This window comes from Desulfomicrobium norvegicum (genome assembly GCF_900114595.1).
Classification (GTDB): Bacteria; Desulfobacterota; Desulfovibrionia; order Desulfovibrionales; family Desulfomicrobiaceae; genus Desulfomicrobium; species Desulfomicrobium macestii.
In genome coordinates, this window is record NZ_FOTO01000003.1 from 285416 (window position 1) to 300933 (window position 15518).

16 protein-coding genes are annotated in these 15518 nt (G+C 61.5%); 13 read left to right on the top strand and 3 right to left on the bottom strand.

The genetic code is table 11. The features are described from left to right. Window positions 1–5 precede the first annotated feature (5 nt). From BMZ24_RS07260 to BMZ24_RS07295, 8 genes are read left to right on the top strand one after another with little or no spacing between them, the layout of a single operon-like run. A complete protein-coding gene (locus BMZ24_RS07260) occupies window positions 6–275 on the top strand; it encodes an amphi-Trp domain-containing protein (protein ID WP_092190738.1) in 270 nt (89 codons plus the stop codon). 8 nt (window positions 276–283) lie between these two features. Then, window positions 284–1921, top strand: a complete 1638-nt coding sequence (locus tag BMZ24_RS07265) for a PhoU domain-containing protein (RefSeq protein ID WP_092190740.1) — start codon at window positions 284–286, stop codon at window positions 1919–1921. A gap of 9 nt (window positions 1922–1930) precedes the next feature. Continuing rightward, window positions 1931–2800 carry a GAK system ATP-grasp enzyme gene (locus BMZ24_RS07270; RefSeq protein ID WP_092190742.1) on the top strand — a complete coding sequence of 290 codons (870 nt, stop codon included), beginning with the start codon at window positions 1931–1933 and terminating at the stop codon, window positions 2798–2800. After that, window positions 2793–3863, top strand: coding sequence for an HprK-related kinase B (locus BMZ24_RS07275; protein ID WP_092190744.1), 1071 nt, complete (start codon window positions 2793–2795; stop codon window positions 3861–3863). The genes BMZ24_RS07270 and BMZ24_RS07275 overlap by 8 nt, the downstream gene beginning before the upstream one ends. Then, window positions 3860–5050, top strand: coding sequence for a GAK system CofD-like protein (locus BMZ24_RS07280; RefSeq protein ID WP_092190746.1), 1191 nt, complete (start codon window positions 3860–3862; stop codon window positions 5048–5050). Before BMZ24_RS07275 ends, BMZ24_RS07280 begins: the two co-directional genes overlap by 4 nt. A gap of 19 nt (window positions 5051–5069) precedes the next feature. After that, a complete protein-coding gene (locus tag BMZ24_RS07285; RefSeq protein ID WP_092190748.1) occupies window positions 5070–5381 on the top strand; it encodes an amphi-Trp domain-containing protein in 312 nt (103 codons plus the stop codon). Continuing rightward, a complete protein-coding gene (locus BMZ24_RS07290) occupies window positions 5359–5751 on the top strand; it encodes an HU family DNA-binding protein (protein WP_244150298.1) in 393 nt (130 codons plus the stop codon). The genes BMZ24_RS07285 and BMZ24_RS07290 overlap by 23 nt, the downstream gene beginning before the upstream one ends. Before the next feature lie 45 nt (window positions 5752–5796). After that, a complete protein-coding gene (locus tag BMZ24_RS07295; RefSeq protein WP_092190750.1) occupies window positions 5797–7068 on the top strand; it encodes a radical SAM protein in 1272 nt (423 codons plus the stop codon). Window positions 7069–7116: 48 nt separating this feature from the next. Here the strand turns inward: BMZ24_RS07295 and BMZ24_RS07300 are convergent, their stop codons facing one another. Further along, window positions 7117–7659, bottom strand: coding sequence for a DedA family protein (locus BMZ24_RS07300; RefSeq protein WP_161949073.1), 543 nt, complete (start codon window positions 7657–7659; stop codon window positions 7117–7119). Window positions 7660–7836: 177 nt separating this feature from the next. Between BMZ24_RS07300 and BMZ24_RS07305 the strand changes: the two genes are divergently transcribed. From BMZ24_RS07305 to BMZ24_RS07320, 4 genes are read left to right on the top strand one after another with little or no spacing between them, the layout of a single operon-like run. Continuing rightward, window positions 7837–10215 (top strand): hypothetical protein, encoded by a 2379-nt coding sequence (locus tag BMZ24_RS07305; protein WP_092190754.1) that lies wholly within the window; start codon window positions 7837–7839, stop codon window positions 10213–10215. A gap of 21 nt (window positions 10216–10236) precedes the next feature. Further along, window positions 10237–11241, top strand: coding sequence for a phosphatidylserine decarboxylase (locus tag BMZ24_RS07310; protein WP_092190756.1), 1005 nt, complete (start codon window positions 10237–10239; stop codon window positions 11239–11241). Window positions 11242–11273: 32 nt separating this feature from the next. Beyond that, window positions 11274–12305 carry a prolipoprotein diacylglyceryl transferase family protein gene (locus tag BMZ24_RS07315; RefSeq protein ID WP_092190758.1) on the top strand — a complete coding sequence of 344 codons (1032 nt, stop codon included), beginning with the start codon at window positions 11274–11276 and terminating at the stop codon, window positions 12303–12305. Next, window positions 12306–13409, top strand: a complete 1104-nt coding sequence (locus tag BMZ24_RS07320; protein WP_092190760.1) for a hypothetical protein — start codon at window positions 12306–12308, stop codon at window positions 13407–13409. A gap of 2 nt (window positions 13410–13411) precedes the next feature. Here the strand turns inward: BMZ24_RS07320 and BMZ24_RS07325 are convergent, their stop codons facing one another. After that, complete coding sequence (locus BMZ24_RS07325) at window positions 13412–13612, bottom strand: hypothetical protein (protein ID WP_092190762.1); 201 nt, start codon at window positions 13610–13612, stop codon at window positions 13412–13414. Beyond that, entirely contained in the window at window positions 13609–14082 is a 474-nt protein-coding gene (locus BMZ24_RS07330; protein WP_092190906.1) for an Lrp/AsnC family transcriptional regulator, read from the bottom strand. Before BMZ24_RS07330 ends, BMZ24_RS07325 begins: the two co-directional genes overlap by 4 nt. 177 nt (window positions 14083–14259) lie before the next feature. Here BMZ24_RS07330 and BMZ24_RS07335 point away from each other — a divergent pair, with 177 nt between their 5' ends. Then, a complete protein-coding gene (locus BMZ24_RS07335) occupies window positions 14260–15444 on the top strand; it encodes a glycine C-acetyltransferase (protein ID WP_092190764.1) in 1185 nt (394 codons plus the stop codon). The last annotated feature ends 74 nt before the right edge of the window (window positions 15445–15518 follow it).

Below are 15518 nucleotides of genomic sequence, written 5' to 3' on the forward strand. Positions count from 1 at the left end.
TGATCATGTCTCAAGACGACAAATTTGAATTCGAGTCCGTACAGGACAGCCAGACCATCCAGAAATATCTGCAGGCCTTGCAGGACGGCTTCGCGCAGGGGCGGATAGTGCTTCATTCCGAGGGGTCGGAAATATGTCTGCACCCGAGCGGCTTCATGAAATTTCAGGTCTCGGTGAAGAAAAAGGGCTCTGAAAACAAGCTCTCCGTCAAGTTCGCCTGGAAGGACAAGAGCGACGAATCCCCGGCATCCAGCACCATTTCCATCACTTCCTAGGACGCGTCATGCTCAAAAGTTTCGAAGGGCTCGATGAGAATTTCAGGTTCCTGATCATGGAAGTGCAGAACCAGATCAAGGCCACCTTCCAATTTTTGCTGGAGCCGACTCCGGCGACCTATGACAAGATCTTCAGCAAGGACGACTACATCGATAACCTGAAGAACGTCATAGAGAACAAGTGCTTCACCACGCTGAACCAGACCAAGCTGGCTCCGGATCAGATGAAGTGTCTGCGGGCCGTGCATGTCATCAGCATCAACCTTGAACGCATCGGCGACTATTGCGTGAATATCGCCAAGCAGATGGGCTATCTGTCCACCCCTCGCTTTCTGGAGAATTTCGACTATAAGGATAGCTTCCTGAAAATTCACGATACGGTGAGCGAGATTCTTCCCGTGCTGCAAAAGGCCAACCTGTCGGGCGCGCTGTCCATTTGCCGCATGGAGGACGAGCTCGACACCATGTACAAGGAAAATTTCGACAAGATCATGATCCACCTGCGCATCGGCCGCAACGTGGAGGATCACATCACCTCGCTTTTCATCATCCGGTACATGGAGCGCATCGGGGACAGCCTGCTCAACATCGGTGAGGCGCTGCTTTTCGTCATCATCGGCGAACGCATCAAGATCCAGCAGTTCCAGGCCCTGCAACGCAACCTGAACAAGTCGGGCATGCAGGGGGACGTCACGGATGTGGATTTTCAGGGAATTTGGGGCTCGCGCTCCGGATGCCGCATCGCCCGCGTGGAAGAGAAGAAATCCCCCCAGGCCCGGGATTCCATCTTCAAGGAAGGCAACCTGCGCAAGATCCGTCAGGAGAAGATCAACCTCGAATGCTGGAACGAGATATTTCCCGGACTGGTACCGAGGGTTTTCAGTTACCAGGAAGACGGGGAGAATGCGTCGCTGCTGACTGAGTTCCTGTCCGGCTGCACCCTCGATGAGACCATTTTCAATCCGGACCGGGAGATCCTCAAAAACGCCCTCTTCATCTTCGAGCAGACCGTGCAGCACATCTGGGAACAGACCATGAGCGAGCACGCCCTGCCCACGAACATGATGCGTCAGGCCCTGGACCGCATGTCCTCGATCCTGCAGGTCCATCCGGAGCTCATGCGCCCCGCGATGGGCATAGGCTCCATCGCCATCCCCTCGGCCGGGGAACTGATCAAGGGCTGCATGGACATCGAGGCCAGATTCCCGGCGCCTTTCTCGGTCTTCATCCACGGCGACTTCAACATCAACAACGTCATCTACAGTCATCTGGATCAAAAGGTCTATTTCATAGATCTGTATCGCTCCCAGCATGCCGACTACGTGCAGGACGTCTCGGTCTTTCTCGTCTCCAACTTCCGCTTGCCCGCTTTTGACCGGGAATCGCGTAAGCGCATCAGCGAAACCATCACCAGCTTCTACAAGTTCGCCAGGAATTTCGCCCGGGCCCATGGCGACGAGAGCTTCGACATCCGGCTCGGGCTCGGTGTGGCCAGGTCGTTTTATACCTCGACCCGTTTCGAGCTGAACCGGGCCTTTGCCCATGCCATGTACAATCGCTGTCTTTTTCTCATGGAGCGGCTCACGGAACATGAACTGAAGTCTCCGGCTGATTTTTCTTTCCCCTTGGAAATACTCAACTATTAGGATTTTTTTATGAAGATAGGAGTGGTCGGAACGCGCGGTGGGTGGTCTTCGGAACTTCTTGCGGACACGGTGGCCGCCAAGACCGGATTTCGCCTGCTGGTGGACATGGAGCAGGTCTGCATGGACCTGGACAGCGGCAAGGTCTGGACCGAAGGGGTCGATCTTGGCGGCCTTGACGGCCTCATCATCAAGAAGATCGGCGCGCGCTATTCTCCGGATCTTCTCGACAGGCTTGAGGTGCTGCGCTTTCTGGCACAGCGCGGGCTGCCCATTTTTTCCTCGCCCATGTCCATCATGCGCGTCCTGGACAGGCTCAGCTGCACCGTGACCCTGCGTCTCGGGAATATCCCCATGCCGCCGACGACCATCACCGAGTCCGTGGACGAGGCGCTGGGCGCGGTTGAACGCTATGGCGCGGCCGTGTTCAAGCCGCTTTTCACCTCCAAGGCCCGGGGCATGACGGTCATTGACCACGGAGCCGGGGCGCGCGCCGCCATCGAGGCCTTTCACGCGGAAAATCCCATCATGTACATGCAACAGAAGATCGAGCTGCCCGGGCAGGATCTCGGCATCGTCTTTCTGGGCGGCAAGTACCTGACCACCTACGCCCGTTGCGGCACGGGGGCCTGGAACACGACCACCGAGTCGGGAGGCAAATACGCCCCGGCCACGCCTTCGCCCGAGGCCATGCGCACGGCCGAGGCGGCCCAGGCCCTGTTCAATCTCGATTTCACATGTGTCGATGTGGTGGAAGCCGCCACCGGGCCAGTGGTCTTCGAGGTTTCGGCCTTCGGCGGGTTCCGTGGCATCCAGGATGCCTGCGGTCTTGATGCCGCGGCCATGTACACCGATTATGTCATGGAGAAGATTCGTGAATAATGACAGCACTCTGCGCGGACTCGTGCATCTTTTGAGCGCCGGCGTCGCGACACCGCACCAGGTCTGCCTGAGCATGGGCGACTGCCGTTTTCGGGTCATGACCAATTCCGGGAATCTGGCCCGGGAATTGACCAGATATTTCGCGCCATTCCTGAACTCCGGGTCGGAGGCGGACATATCCATCACGGCCCTGCAGGGCGAGGTTCCTGATCTGGGGCTGATTTTTGAGGTCAAGGAGCCGGACCCGGGCAAGACCAAGATAAAAGAGGAGTGGGCCGACATCGAAGGCGGGCGGGTCATCCGCAAGCGTCTGACCGGCATGCATTTTCTCTTCGGAAACGGGGAAAATCTGGCCGTGGGGGACTGCGAGGCCAATCCCAACCAGGTCGTCAATTTCATCAACAACCGTTTCATCGAGCGCAAGTTGAACGAAGACTGTCTTCTGGCGCATGCCGCCGGAGTGGCGATGTGCGAGACCGGTATGGCCATGGCCGGGTTTTCGGGCATGGGCAAATCGACCCTGGCCCTGCATCTGGTCAGCAAGGGCGTGACCTTTGTCAGCAACGACCGCCTGATGATCAGTCCGGCAAGCTCCGGCCCGGTCATGTTCGGCGTGGCCAAGCACCCGCGCATCAATCCCGGCACGGCCCTGCACAATCCCGACCTGACAGGCATAATCTCCCCCGAGGACACGGCGCACTTTCAGAGCCTGCCACCGGAGGAACTCTGGAGTCTGGAGCACAAATACGACGCCCTCATCGACCAGCTTTTTGGCCCGGACAGGTTCATCCTGCAGTGCCCCATGCGTTATCTGGTGCTGCTGAACTGGCACCGGGACGGCTCGCCCACGCGCTTCGAGGAGATCGACATCAATGCACGGCACGATCTGCTGGAAGCCTTCATGAAGGACACCGGCCTTTTTTTCACCGCCGAAAACGGCTATGCCCCGACGCAAGACGACTATGCCAAGGCGCTGGCGGGGTGCAGGGTGTTCGAGATCAGCGGAGGCGTGGACTTTGACCAGGCCGCGGATGGCTGTCTGCGGCTGCTGGAAAAGGCATGACGGCCATACGGGTCACCCGGGAGGTCAACGTTCCGGATCCGGTACGCGTGGCCAGGTCGTTGCGCAGTCCCGACCTTGGGCCGCGAATCCTCTTTTTCACCGGCGGCACGGCTCTCAAGGAAACCAGCCAGGCCCTGGTGGGGTACACCCACAACTCCGTGCACCTGGTCACGCCCTTTGATTCGGGGGGCAGCTCGGCCGTGCTGCGCCGCTATTTCGACATGCCGGCCGTGGGTGATCTGCGCAACCGGCTCATGGCCCTGGCCGATCGCACCCTGCATGGATACCCAGAGATTTTCGAGCTTTTTGCCCACCGTCTGCCCAAGACCGCAAGTTCCGGACAGCTGCTGGACGAACTCTCCGCCCTGGTCGCAGGCAGCCATCCGCTCATTACCCGTGTGTCGGACCCCATGCGCAAGATCATCCGCCATCATCTGCAACTCTTCGAGAAATCCATCGGCCCGGATTTCGACCTGCGCGGGGCGAGTGTAGGCAATCTCATCCTGACCGCCGGATATCTTGAAAACAGGCGGCACATCGATCCCATCGTCTACATCTATTCCAAACTGGTCCAGGTGCGCGGGGAAGTCCGCCTGCTGATCAATTCCAACCTGCAACTTCGGGCCGTGCTCGAAGGCGGCGGCCACCTCGTCGGCCAGCATCTGCTGACAGGCAAGGAGACTTTGCCCCTGACCCGCGCCGTGTCCGAACTGTCCCTCGTCGATCCCGCCAAGGGCAACGCGCCGGTGCGCCCGCTCATCCGCGACAAGATCCGCAGGGCCATCCAGGGCGCGGACCTCATCTGTTATCCGGTGGGCAGCTTCTACAGCTCCATCGTCGCCAACCTGCTGCCCCGGGGAGTGGGGCAGGCCGTGAGTCAGACGCCCTGTCCCAAGGTCTTCATCCCGAACACGTTCAGCGACCCTGAATCCGTGGGCCTGTCCCTGGCGGGCCAGGTCAGGACCCTGCTGCGGCACCTGCGCGCCGACGCCCCGGACAGCATCGCCATCAGCGATGTCCTCGACTTTGTACTGCTTGATCCGTCCGTGAGCTATCCGGACGCAAAGAATCCGCAGCGGGAGCTGGCGCCCCTCGGCGTCCAGATCATCAAGACTCCCCTGACCGACACGAAAACCGGCGCCATCGACCCGCATCTGCTCTGCCAGGCCCTCATCTCCCTGGCGTGATATTTAAAAGGAGGATCTCATGGGAAAAGACAAGCTCAAATCCAAGAACATCATGACCAGGGATGATCTGGTCGCGTATCTGGAAACCGTGCTCTCGGGTCTGAAGCAGGGCACGCTCATCCTCGACAACGAAGACAGGCCCCTGATTTTAAGGCCTTCGGACAGCATCGAGGCGGAGCTCGAAATAAAGCAGAAAAGCGACAAGGAGAAGCTTGAACTCAAGCTCTCCTGGGTGCCGAACAAGATGCAGCCGCTGACCCCGGTGGCGACACAACTTGAAGCCCCCATCCTGTCTTCGCCTCCCCTGGGTGACGAAGCAAAAAAAAAATGAGCTGAAGGAAGCGGCAGAAGCGGCAGAAGGGGAAGAAGCGGAAGAAGATAGGACCCATGGGACCTATAGGACGAATGGGCCGAATGAGACGAACGAAAACACAGAACTTCCTGCAACCCATACGACCCATTCGACCCATTCGACCCATACTTCCTATTCTTCCCCGCAAAAGGCCCTCTATGCGGTCATCCGCGAGGCCCTGACCCTGGATCAGGGTATTTCTCTGCCGGGGCTCGGCTCTTTTTCCGTGACGCTCCATGCCGCGCGCATGGGCCGAAACCCGCGTACCGGGGAGAGCATCGCCATTCCGGCGCGCAGGCGGGTTCACTTCAAGGCGGCAAAGGGACTGCGGCAGCTGCTGAACCCATGACTTGCGCGGCGGCGTCCCGGAAATTTTCGGCCAAAGGAGCCTTTCATGAAGTTTCTCCCCACCTGTCGCGCGCTGTTCCGGGGGCGCCTTCCCGGCCAGGCCGTGATCCAGATCACTACCCGCTGCAACGCCCGGTGCGTGCAATGCGGCATGAGCGCGGACAATTCTTTTGCCCGCCACAGTCTTGACCCCGAGGTCGTGGACCGCGTTCTCGATACCGTGGCCAGGCTTGGGATGCAGGCCGTGTCCTTCACCGGCGGGGAGCCCCTGCTGGATCTCGGGCGCCTGACGGGCATGATCCGACGCGCCAAGAAGCTCGGTATTCCTTACATCCGCACCGGCACCAACGGGTTCATCTTTCAGCGCCATGAGGCCTCGGATTTTGCGGATCGCATGCGCCGCACGGCCGACGAATTGCTTGAGAGCGGCATCCGCAATTTCTGGATCAGCCTCGATTCAAGCGATCCGGACATCCATGAGAAAAACCGGGGCCTGCCCGGCGTGGTGAGGGGCATGGCCAAGGCTGTGCCCATCTTTCACGAACGCGGCCTTTACCCGTCGGTCAATCTGGGCATCAATCGCCTCTGCGGCGGGCGCATTCCGGCCTTGCAGGCCCCTTTCGATGCGCACGATTTTCGGCAGGGCTTTTCCGAGGCCTTCACCCGCTTTTTCACGTTTGCGACGGAACTCGGCTTTACCATCGCCAACTGTTGCTACCCCATGAGCGACGAAGACCTCGCCGTTTACCAGGCCACCTCCTCGGATCCGTTCATCCGTTTCAGCCCCGAGGAGAAGAGGGCCATGCTGCTCGCGCTCAAGGATGTGGTGCCGGATTTCAGGTCTCGCATCCGCCTCTTCACGCCGCTGTCCTCCCTGGACGCCCTGGTGCGGCAGGCCGACGGGGAGGCCGGACAGACATATGCCTGTCGCGGAGGCCTGGATTTCTTCTTCGTGGATGCCACGGCCGGACACGCCTATCCGTGCGGCTATCGCAGCGCTGAGGACCTTGGGCCTTTCTGGGAATTGCAGGATCTGCCCGACGGCGAGCCGGGTTGTCGGCGCTGCGACTGGGAATGCTTCCGGGACCCGTCCGAGCTGCTCGGGCCCTTCGGGATGGCGCTCTCCAATCCTCTGGAAGTGATGCGCAGGTTCTCATCCCGCCCGGAGCTGCCCGGCCTCTGGTTTTCTGACCTTCGCTACTACATGGCCTGTGACTTCTTTGACGGCACCAAACCCATGCGCGCGGAAAAACTGACGCGCTTCGCGCCGCGTCAGGCCGCGCCCGCGCTTCTAGTTTCGACCGAAGCCGCGTCCTGAGCCGCCATCACGCTTCGATGGCCCATGCATTGAGCGTCCCCCGCGCGTTCAGGGCCGGGCCTTGAAGCGACCGCGCACCAGCATCCCCAGCCCGAAAAGCAGGGCCGCGCCCGCGCCGAGTAGCGGCAATCTTGCAACGACGGACGGATCGGTCAGGAATTTTCCGGCATGAAGCCCGAGCAGGGTGATGAGCACCGACCATAGCGTTGCCGTGAAAAGGTTGGCGGCGAGAAAGAAGCGCCAGCACAGATCCGAGACGCCAAAAGCAAAGGGGATGACTCCGCGCATGCCGTAGATGAACCTGTAGGTGCCAAGGAGCGGCAGGCGATGGCGCAGAAGCAGGTCGCCGACGCGGGCGACCCTGGTTCCGAAGCGCGGATGTCCCGCCAGGTAGGCGGACCCTTTGAGCCTGCCGAGCCAGAAGAAGAACTGATCTCCCGCCATGCTGCCCGCAAAGGCCGCCCCCACCACGGTCCAGAAATCGAACAGCCCCAGGGCCAGCCCCGCGCCGCCCAGAAGCACCGCCGTTTCCCCCTCCACGAAGGCGCCCAGTGCGATGGCCAGGGGGCCATATTGAGTAATGGTGTTCATATCCATGACCTGTCTTTGCCGCGAGCCTCAAACCTGCCCGTGACGGACAGGTGACGCTTCGGTGACAGCCCGGGCCCTTCGCCATGGGGCGCCCCGAAAGCTGTCACCGGGCGGTCACGAATTCTTCGCATCCTCTTCATGTTCGTTTGTTCAAGGCATTCAAACAAGGTGGTGTGCATGTTTTTCGATACAACAACGATGCAGGCGGGCATGGAAGGGCGGTTGGCCGACAAGATGGGTTTTGAAGGCGGGTGGAGCGACCGCCTCCTGGACGTGCTCCCTTTCGGTCCTGACGACGCCACGGCCGGAAGCGAGAGCGAGTTGCAGGTCGCGGTCATGGGCAGCCCGGATTGCGTGGACCTGCCGCTCAGAATCCGGGAATCGAGCTTTTATCAGAACGTGGCCCGGCGCACCGTGGCCGGGGACACGTCGAGCCATACGCTCCTTGAGCTTGAACGCTATCTGGAGGCCGGTCCGGATGCCGTCTGGGAAAACAGCTGGGTGCGCTTTCCCCTGGGACGGCTGAACACCTTTGCCCGCCACACCCTGGAGCGTGACCTCCTGGCGGACAAGAGCGACCCCGCGTCAGGGCGCAGGAAGGACAGCGCGGACTTCTTTTTTGCCAGGGACGGCGAAGACTGGCTGCGCATTCCCATCAGTTATCTGCTCAAGCTCTCCCTGGCCGACCTGGCCGGGTCCGGCGTGACCTCCGAGGTGCGCCGGCTGGCCGAATCCTTTCTTGCCCATTTCCTGAACGACAACACCTCCCCCGAGACCTTCTCCTTTTATCCCGTGCCCATGGACGACGCGTTCCAGGGCGGGCGGGGCATCGCCCGGGAGACCAGTCAGCGATTCCTGCTGTCCCAGCTCCTGCTCGACCACGCCAACGAAGGGTTCGGGCTGCTGCAGCACGGGCAGCGGGCCATGATCTATTTCGCGCCATTGCCCCCCGCCCGGCAGAAGCGTCTGAACGAGATCATTCCCGACGCCCATTACCGCGAGCTGTTCATGAACCCGTGCCTGTCGGGCTGGGACCGGGGTGAGGCCAAGAAGGAGTACATGGGCCTGTGTCACCGCATGCTCTCGCGCAGTCAGCTGAACACCATCGCCAAGCTGCGCGAGTCCGGCATTCTGACCAACAACCTGGTGGTCCTGCCCAACACCTCGAACACGTGCCTGGCCAACAACGGGACGCACATTTCGCTCGGCAGCAAGCGCCTTGGGGAGCTTCTGCGCGCTAAGGGGGATTTCGGCGTCACCGATGAGAAGTACCTCGGGGACCTGGTCATCAAGATCGTGGAGCATTTTCTGCCGCTATTTGTAGGCACCTACAGCGCCGCTCCCATGCGCATGGATTTCGAGGATTTTCATCCGGAGAAGGCGCTCGGATTCCTGCCGCACGAACTCGATTACACCCACCTGCGCATGATCTGGCGGCGCTGGAAAAAGAAGGCCAAGCTGAAAGTCTGCGGCCGTCCCCTGACTCCTTTTGGTCCGCCGCTCATGGACAGGGCCATTGCCCGGATTTTCGGGCTGCGCGGCGACTTCATCCCGGATTTTCGTCTGCTGGACTACATGACCACGCTCATGAGCACCCACCGCTGCGCGGCGCTTGACGGCGAGATGGGCAACGACCTGAGGCTCAAGCGCGATCTTGCGGCCATGGGCGTATTCCATGAATCCATGTCCACCTATCTGCTCTACAAGCAGCGCTCGTTCGAGGTGATGGGATTTTCCGGTTTCGAGGGCCGCTTCTACAGCCTTTTCGATTCCCTGGAGGCGGACATGCGGCCCGCGGCCCGCTTGCAGCAATTCCTGAGCGCGCTGGCCTGCAAGCTTGTGCTCAGCGGACGCGTCAGCCGGTCTTCGATTCCCGACAGCCCGGAAGTGGAGAGCGAGCGTCGGCAGATATTTTTCGCCACGGCCATCAACCTGCCCACTTTCTTCGTGCGGCGGGATTCGGGCAATGCCCTGCTTCTTGATCTCGTGTCGAGGGCCACCGGCGTTCGGGGCAGCCATCGCTATCCGGGCAACCTGCGCGTGCATGTGCAGGAGTACCGCAAGGCGCTGCTTGATTTCATCGAATCCGAGGGGCGGGACGTGATCGAACTTTTCGGGGCGCAGGAGCTGCTGCGCGATCTGCGCGCCCGCATCACGGACCCCGAACTTGGCGCGGGGGGAAAACTGACCCGGCGCATTCTGAAGCATGTCGGGGCGCGCACGCCGCTGGCCCTGCGCGCCCAGGACTTCAACATGGGCGCCGAGGATGTCTACAGGGGAGAATTGCGCACCGCGCATCTTGCCGAGGCTCTCGACTACCTTCTGGAAGACTGCGAAACGGTCAAGAATTTCGGCTGCCTGCCCGCACGGTTCTGCCGCACCGGGCTCCCCGCGCTGCTCGGCGGGCGGGACATCATGGAGTTTGCGCGAGAGGCCAGGTCGGAATTGAAACGTACGGGCGAGCTTGGCGGGTGCCGGCCGGTGCTGATCCAGCTTCTGCTCTTGATAATCGGCATGCACGGCGAAAACGCCCGAATCAGTCGGCCAGCCGCATAAGTCGCACAAGTGGAAGGAAAAATGACGCATCAGTATATAGCCAGAGATTTGGGCAGCATCCGGGACGAGGAACTGTTCTGCGACCGGGTCATTGATTATCTTTATTCACGCGTACGGGAGAAGGCTCCGGTCCTGTTCGACGCCGTGACTTCGGCGCGCGCATCCAGCCTTTTGGGCTTTGTCAATTACGACCTGCCCCTGGGCGCGCGCATCTCGGGCGCAAGCGCGCTCATCAAACGCCTTGGCATCGACATTTCCGAGTGCGTGGAGGCCCCGTCCCATTACAACACGGCCCGGCGCATCTTCGAACGCCGCATCCGCTACGAAACGGTCCGGCCCATGACGGGCGATCAGGCCGCCGTGGTCTCTCCTGCGGACTCGCGCATGTTCACCGGTTCCCTGAGCGAAGAGAGCGTGCTCTTCATCAAGGACAAGTTTTTTTCCTTCGAGGAATTTCTGGGCCGCCCGAACTGGAATCAGGTCTTCGCGGGCGGCGATTTCGCCATATTTCGCCTGACCCCGGACAAGTACCACTACAATCACGTTCCGGTCAGCGGGGTGGTGCGCGACTTTTACGAAATCGAGGGCGCGTTTCACTCCTGCAATCCGACCGCCGTCATCAGCGAGGTCACTCCCTTTTCCCGCAACCGCAGGGCGGTCACCATCATCGACACGGACGTCCCGGGCGGCAGCGGATGCGGCCAGGTGGCCATGGTCGAGGTGGCGGCGCTCATGATCGGGCAGATTGTGCAGGCCTATGCTTCCTCGGGGTACGACCCCCACGAGCCGGTGCGTCCCGGTCTTTTTCTGCGCATGGGACAGCCCAAGAGCCTTTATCGGCCGGGCAGTTCCCTGGATGTGCTCATTTTCGAGCCGGGCCGGGTCGAATTCAGCCCCGATCTTGTCGCCAATCAGTTCCGGGGGGACGTGGGCAGCCGTTTTTCAAGCTGGCTGGGACGGCCCTGGGTGGAAACGGACGTGCGCGTGCGCGAGAGCATCGGCCGCGTCCTCAACCAAAACACATGACGGGCGGGGTGAACCGCGCCGATGGAGAAAATATGGAGTATTTGCTGATCGTCTGCTTCGGGGCCGCGCTTTTCGCCTTCATCTTTCTGAGCGGGCGGGTCCTGCCGAGCGAACGCTGGCAGATGATGGCCAGCGTGCCCCTGTTCAAGAATCCCGACGGCATGTGGCAGGCCCTCAATCTAACCTGGTACGGGGGGTTCAGCGCCCTGGCCTACACGCTGGCCACGGCCGTCGCCGTCGTGTTGCTGGGTTCGGTTGGCATGGGCATCCTTGGCCTTGTGCTCATGGTCGCAGGCATGCTCGGGCTGTGCATACCGGCGGCGAAGATCGTCGCCCGCCTCGTCGAAGGCAAGCCCAACACCCTGAGCGTGGGCGGGGCCGCCTTCGTGGGCATTGTCGTGGCTCCTTTCGTGGCCTCGGGCGTGGTCTGGCTGACCGGAAGCGGGGCGGTGCTGCCTGCGCTCGCGGCCCTGGCCATCGCCTATGCCGTGGGCGAGGGCGTGGGACGCCTGGCCTGCCTGAGCTTCGGCTGCTGTTACGGGCGTCCCGTCGACACCCTGGCCGAGCCCTGGAAGGGGATTTTCAGCCGCTGGAACGTCGTTTTTCACGGCGGAACCAAGAAAGCGGCCTACGCCCATGATCTCTGCGGGCGCAGGCTGGTGCCCGTGCAGCTCATGACCGCCTATCTTTACTGCGCCGCCGCCTGTCTGGGGATGATCTTCTTCGCGGCCGGGAGCTTTTCGATGGCCATGATCGCGCCCCTGGTCGTGACCCAGGTCTGGCGCGTGCTGTCCGAGTTCTTCCGCGCCGATTACCGGGGCGAACAAAAGATCTCCGCCTACCAGATCATGGCCGGGGCGGGCGTTCTCTATGGACTTGTGCCGGCCCTGTTGCTGACCGCGCACGGCGCCGCCGTGAATTTCGGGCAAGGCCTCGCCGCCCTCTGGAACGTGCCGGTGCTGCTCCTTTTGCAGGGAGTCTTTCTGGTCGTGTTTCTCTACACGGGGCGCAGCTCCGTCACGGGTTCGCAGATCCGATTTTTTGTCAAGGAAGGGGAGATATAAGTGAGTGTCCTTTTTCGAGACAAAAGGGGATGGGTCCGCGGGCTCATCCTCTTTCTTTTCTGCCTTGGCGCGGAGCCGGCCATGGCCCTTGGTCCCCATGCGCCGCCGCCGGATTTTGAGCGGGCCGTGGAGCATCTGTGCCGCGAGGTGCTTCACGGTTACGACCCGGACCCGGCCCGCATCGCGCCCATCATCGCCCATGTGCGCGCACACGGCGACACCTCGGGCGCGCTGCCAAGGTACTCGGACGCTCCCGGCGCATACCAGGGCTTTGCGATCGACATGCCCATGCAGCGACTGCTGCGTTATCTCTACAACCCTGAAATTCCCCAGGAACTCATAAAGCCCTTTTCGATCCGCTCCTCGGTCTGGACCACCCAGGGCAGCGCCGGGCAGCAGCGGCGTCTGTGGGCCGATCCCTGGCCTCCGGCCGGGACTGAAGTCGTGCGGGGCGAGCAGTACGACCGCACCACAGCGGATCTGTCCACGGGCGGATGCTATGGAATGCAGCTGAAGCGGGTGCTTGTGTTTTTGCCGGACGACAAGGCGCTTTTGTCCGTGAGCGTGCAGCCGGGGCCGTCGGAAGTGGGCACCCGGGGCTACCTTGTGGGGCGCGACCAGGACAGCCGCTACGTCTATTCGGATGAGGAAGGGCTGACCAAGACCGGGCTTGGCTGGGTCTCATCCAGGATTCAGACCAATGTATCCATCGGCGTCTATCTTGGTGAGGGCCGCGTGGTGCGCAGCGGCGTGTTTCAGTGGATGCGGGCGGGCTGGTCAGGCCTGTCGGTCATCAAGGAGAGCCACATAAAGGCTTCGCTGGTGCGCTATCGGGAGCGCATCGGAGTGATCCTGCATGCTCCAGGCCTGCCCGCGCCCGAAGATCTGGAGGCGCTGTTCAGGGCGCTCGATGCAAAATCCGATGAGGAACTGCGCCGCGAGGCGCAGCCCATTGTGGCCGAGTACATCGAGGCGGCCGCGCGGGACAGGAACAGGGCTGCGCTCAAAATCCTGAAGGACGACTACGCCCGGCGGCTTGATCGGGCGGAACTGATCGGGCTTTTGATGCGGGATCGGTTGGAGGATTCAGTCCGGCCACAGTAGGCTCATTCAGATTCGTTTTCGCGGGGCGCGCCGGTTTCCTGGCTCGCTCCGATCTTTTCCTTCCATCCCTTAAGCACTTCCAGATAGGCGGCGAAACGCTGCCGGTCTTCCTCGTTTTCCGCCTCGCGGAGCTGGGTTTCGGCCTTGGCAATCAGAACTTCCAGATATTTCGGATCGGTGAATCCGTGCAGGATGTGGCTCATATGGTGTCTTCCCGGCGCTGCTGCACCCATTTGTTGATGGTTTCCAGATAAAGGAAGGTCTCGGTATTCTGGATGCCGCCAAGGGCCGACAGGTCGTCGACCAGAAAACGGCGCAGATCGCTGCGTGATGCAACGTGGATCTCGACCAGAAGGTCGAAGCGGCCCGAGACGTTGGACACGGACTGCACGCCGTCGAGGTTTGCGATGGCGCGCATGATCTGGGCATTGGCCCGCCCCTCAAGGCTGACTCCCACGGTGGCGGTCAGACCGTCCTCGAAAAACATGGGATTCACCGAGGCAGAGACGCGCAGATAGCCGCTTTTGAGCAGCCGTTCCGTGCGCAGCCGCACCGTGCCGTCGGACACGCCCAGCCGCTGGGCGATGTTCTTGTAGGATTCGCGCCCGTTTTCCTGCAGGGCCGCGATGATCCGGCGGTCCGTGTGGTCCAGGGTAATTTCTTTTTCGTTCACGTTTTTGCTCCCGCGTGAGCGCATACCGAAGTCTTGCCGCAAAGACAAAGCCTGTGCGGGTGGTTCCGGAATACGGTTGCCAATTGAGTTATTCGTCAATATATTGCCGATTCATTCATTGACAAGAAATTTTATGGCGATAAAATTACGCAAATCGAAATTCTACGGGGAGGCGGCATGAAACGGATACTGGAAGATCTGACGCGGCGGACGGAGGAATTGCGGGAAGGCGGGCTTTTCAAGGCCGAACGGGTCATTACCTCGCCCCAGGGCGCGCGCATCACCGTGGCCGGAGGCCGCGAGGTGCTCAACTTCTGCGCCAACAACTATCTTGGCCTGGCCGGTGACAAGCGTCTGGTCGCGGCCGCGCATGAAGCCCTGGACCGCTACGGTTACGGCCTGTCCTCCGTGCGCTTCATCTGCGGCACCCAGGACGTGCACAAGGAACTCGAAGAGCGCCTGTCCGAATTTCTGGGCACCGACGACACCATTCTCTACAGCTCCTGCTTCGACGCCAACGGAGGCCTGTTCGAAACCCTGCTCGGGCCCGAGGACGCCGTCATCAGCGACGCCCTGAACCATGCCTCCATCATCGACGGGGTGCGGCTGTGCAAGGCCAAAAGGTTCCGGTACGCCAGCAACGACATGGCCGATCTGGAAACGCAGCTCAAGGACGCGGCGGATTGCCGCTATAAGCTCATCGTCACCGACGGGGTCTTTTCCATGGACGGTCACATCGCCGACCTGTCGGCCATCTGCGACCTGGCCGACAGGTATGACGCCCTGGTCATGGTCGATGACTCCCACGCCGTGGGCTTCATGGGCGAAAACGGGCGGGGCACGCATGAACACTGCGGGGTCATGGGCCGGGTGGATATCATCACCGGCACCCTGGGCAAGGCGTTGGGCGGAGCTTCCGGCGGCTACACCTCGGGCCGCAAGGAGATCGTCGAGTGGCTGCGGCAGCGCTCCAGGCCATACCTCTTTTCCAACACCCTGGCACCGGTCATTGCCGCAACGTCGCTGGCCGTGTTGGACCTGATCCGCGACGAGCCCGGATTGCGTGTCAAACTGGAAGAGAACAGCCGGTATTTCCGTGAGGCCATGACCGAGGCCGGGTTCACCCTGGCTCCGGGCGAGCATCCCATCATCCCGGTCATGCTCGGCGATGCGGTGCTGGCCCAGCGCATGGCGGCGCGGATGCTCGAAGAGGGCATCTACGTGATCGGATTCAGTTTTCCGGTGGTGCCCCAAGGGAAAGCCAGGATACGCACCCAGATGAGCGCGGCGCATACGCGGGAACAGCTGGAGATGGCCGTGGCGGCGTTTGTGAAGGTCGGGAAGGAACTGGGAGTGATTTGAGATGGTGAGGAGGTGGGCGGAAGGGGCTTTGCGGGTTGGCGGGACGGCGGGCCGCCGAAACTCCTTCGCGGGCC

What these genes read in the sequence shown, in the direction of transcription:
- BMZ24_RS07305 (WP_092190754.1), top strand. Translation starts at nt 7,837, where the DNA reads ATGTTTTTCGATACAACAACGATGCAGGCGGGCATGGAAGGGCGGTTG.
- BMZ24_RS07325 (WP_092190762.1), bottom strand. Translation starts at nt 13,612, where the DNA reads ATGAGCCACATCCTGCACGGATTCACCGATCCGAAATATCTGGAAGTT.
- BMZ24_RS07295 (WP_092190750.1), top strand. Translation starts at nt 5,797, where the DNA reads ATGAAGTTTCTCCCCACCTGTCGCGCGCTGTTCCGGGGGCGCCTTCCC.
- BMZ24_RS07310 (WP_092190756.1), top strand. Translation starts at nt 10,237, where the DNA reads ATGACGCATCAGTATATAGCCAGAGATTTGGGCAGCATCCGGGACGAG.
- BMZ24_RS07285 (WP_092190748.1), top strand. Translation starts at nt 5,070, where the DNA reads ATGGGAAAAGACAAGCTCAAATCCAAGAACATCATGACCAGGGATGAT.
- BMZ24_RS07265 (WP_092190740.1), top strand. Translation starts at nt 284, where the DNA reads ATGCTCAAAAGTTTCGAAGGGCTCGATGAGAATTTCAGGTTCCTGATC.
- BMZ24_RS07335 (WP_092190764.1), top strand. Translation starts at nt 14,260, where the DNA reads ATGAAACGGATACTGGAAGATCTGACGCGGCGGACGGAGGAATTGCGG.
- BMZ24_RS07280 (WP_092190746.1), top strand. Translation starts at nt 3,860, where the DNA reads ATGACGGCCATACGGGTCACCCGGGAGGTCAACGTTCCGGATCCGGTA.
- BMZ24_RS07315 (WP_092190758.1), top strand. Translation starts at nt 11,274, where the DNA reads ATGGAGTATTTGCTGATCGTCTGCTTCGGGGCCGCGCTTTTCGCCTTC.
- BMZ24_RS07260 (WP_092190738.1), top strand. Translation starts at nt 6, where the DNA reads ATGTCTCAAGACGACAAATTTGAATTCGAGTCCGTACAGGACAGCCAG.
- BMZ24_RS07270 (WP_092190742.1), top strand. Translation starts at nt 1,931, where the DNA reads ATGAAGATAGGAGTGGTCGGAACGCGCGGTGGGTGGTCTTCGGAACTT.
- BMZ24_RS07300 (WP_161949073.1), bottom strand. Translation starts at nt 7,659, where the DNA reads ATGAACACCATTACTCAATATGGCCCCCTGGCCATCGCACTGGGCGCC.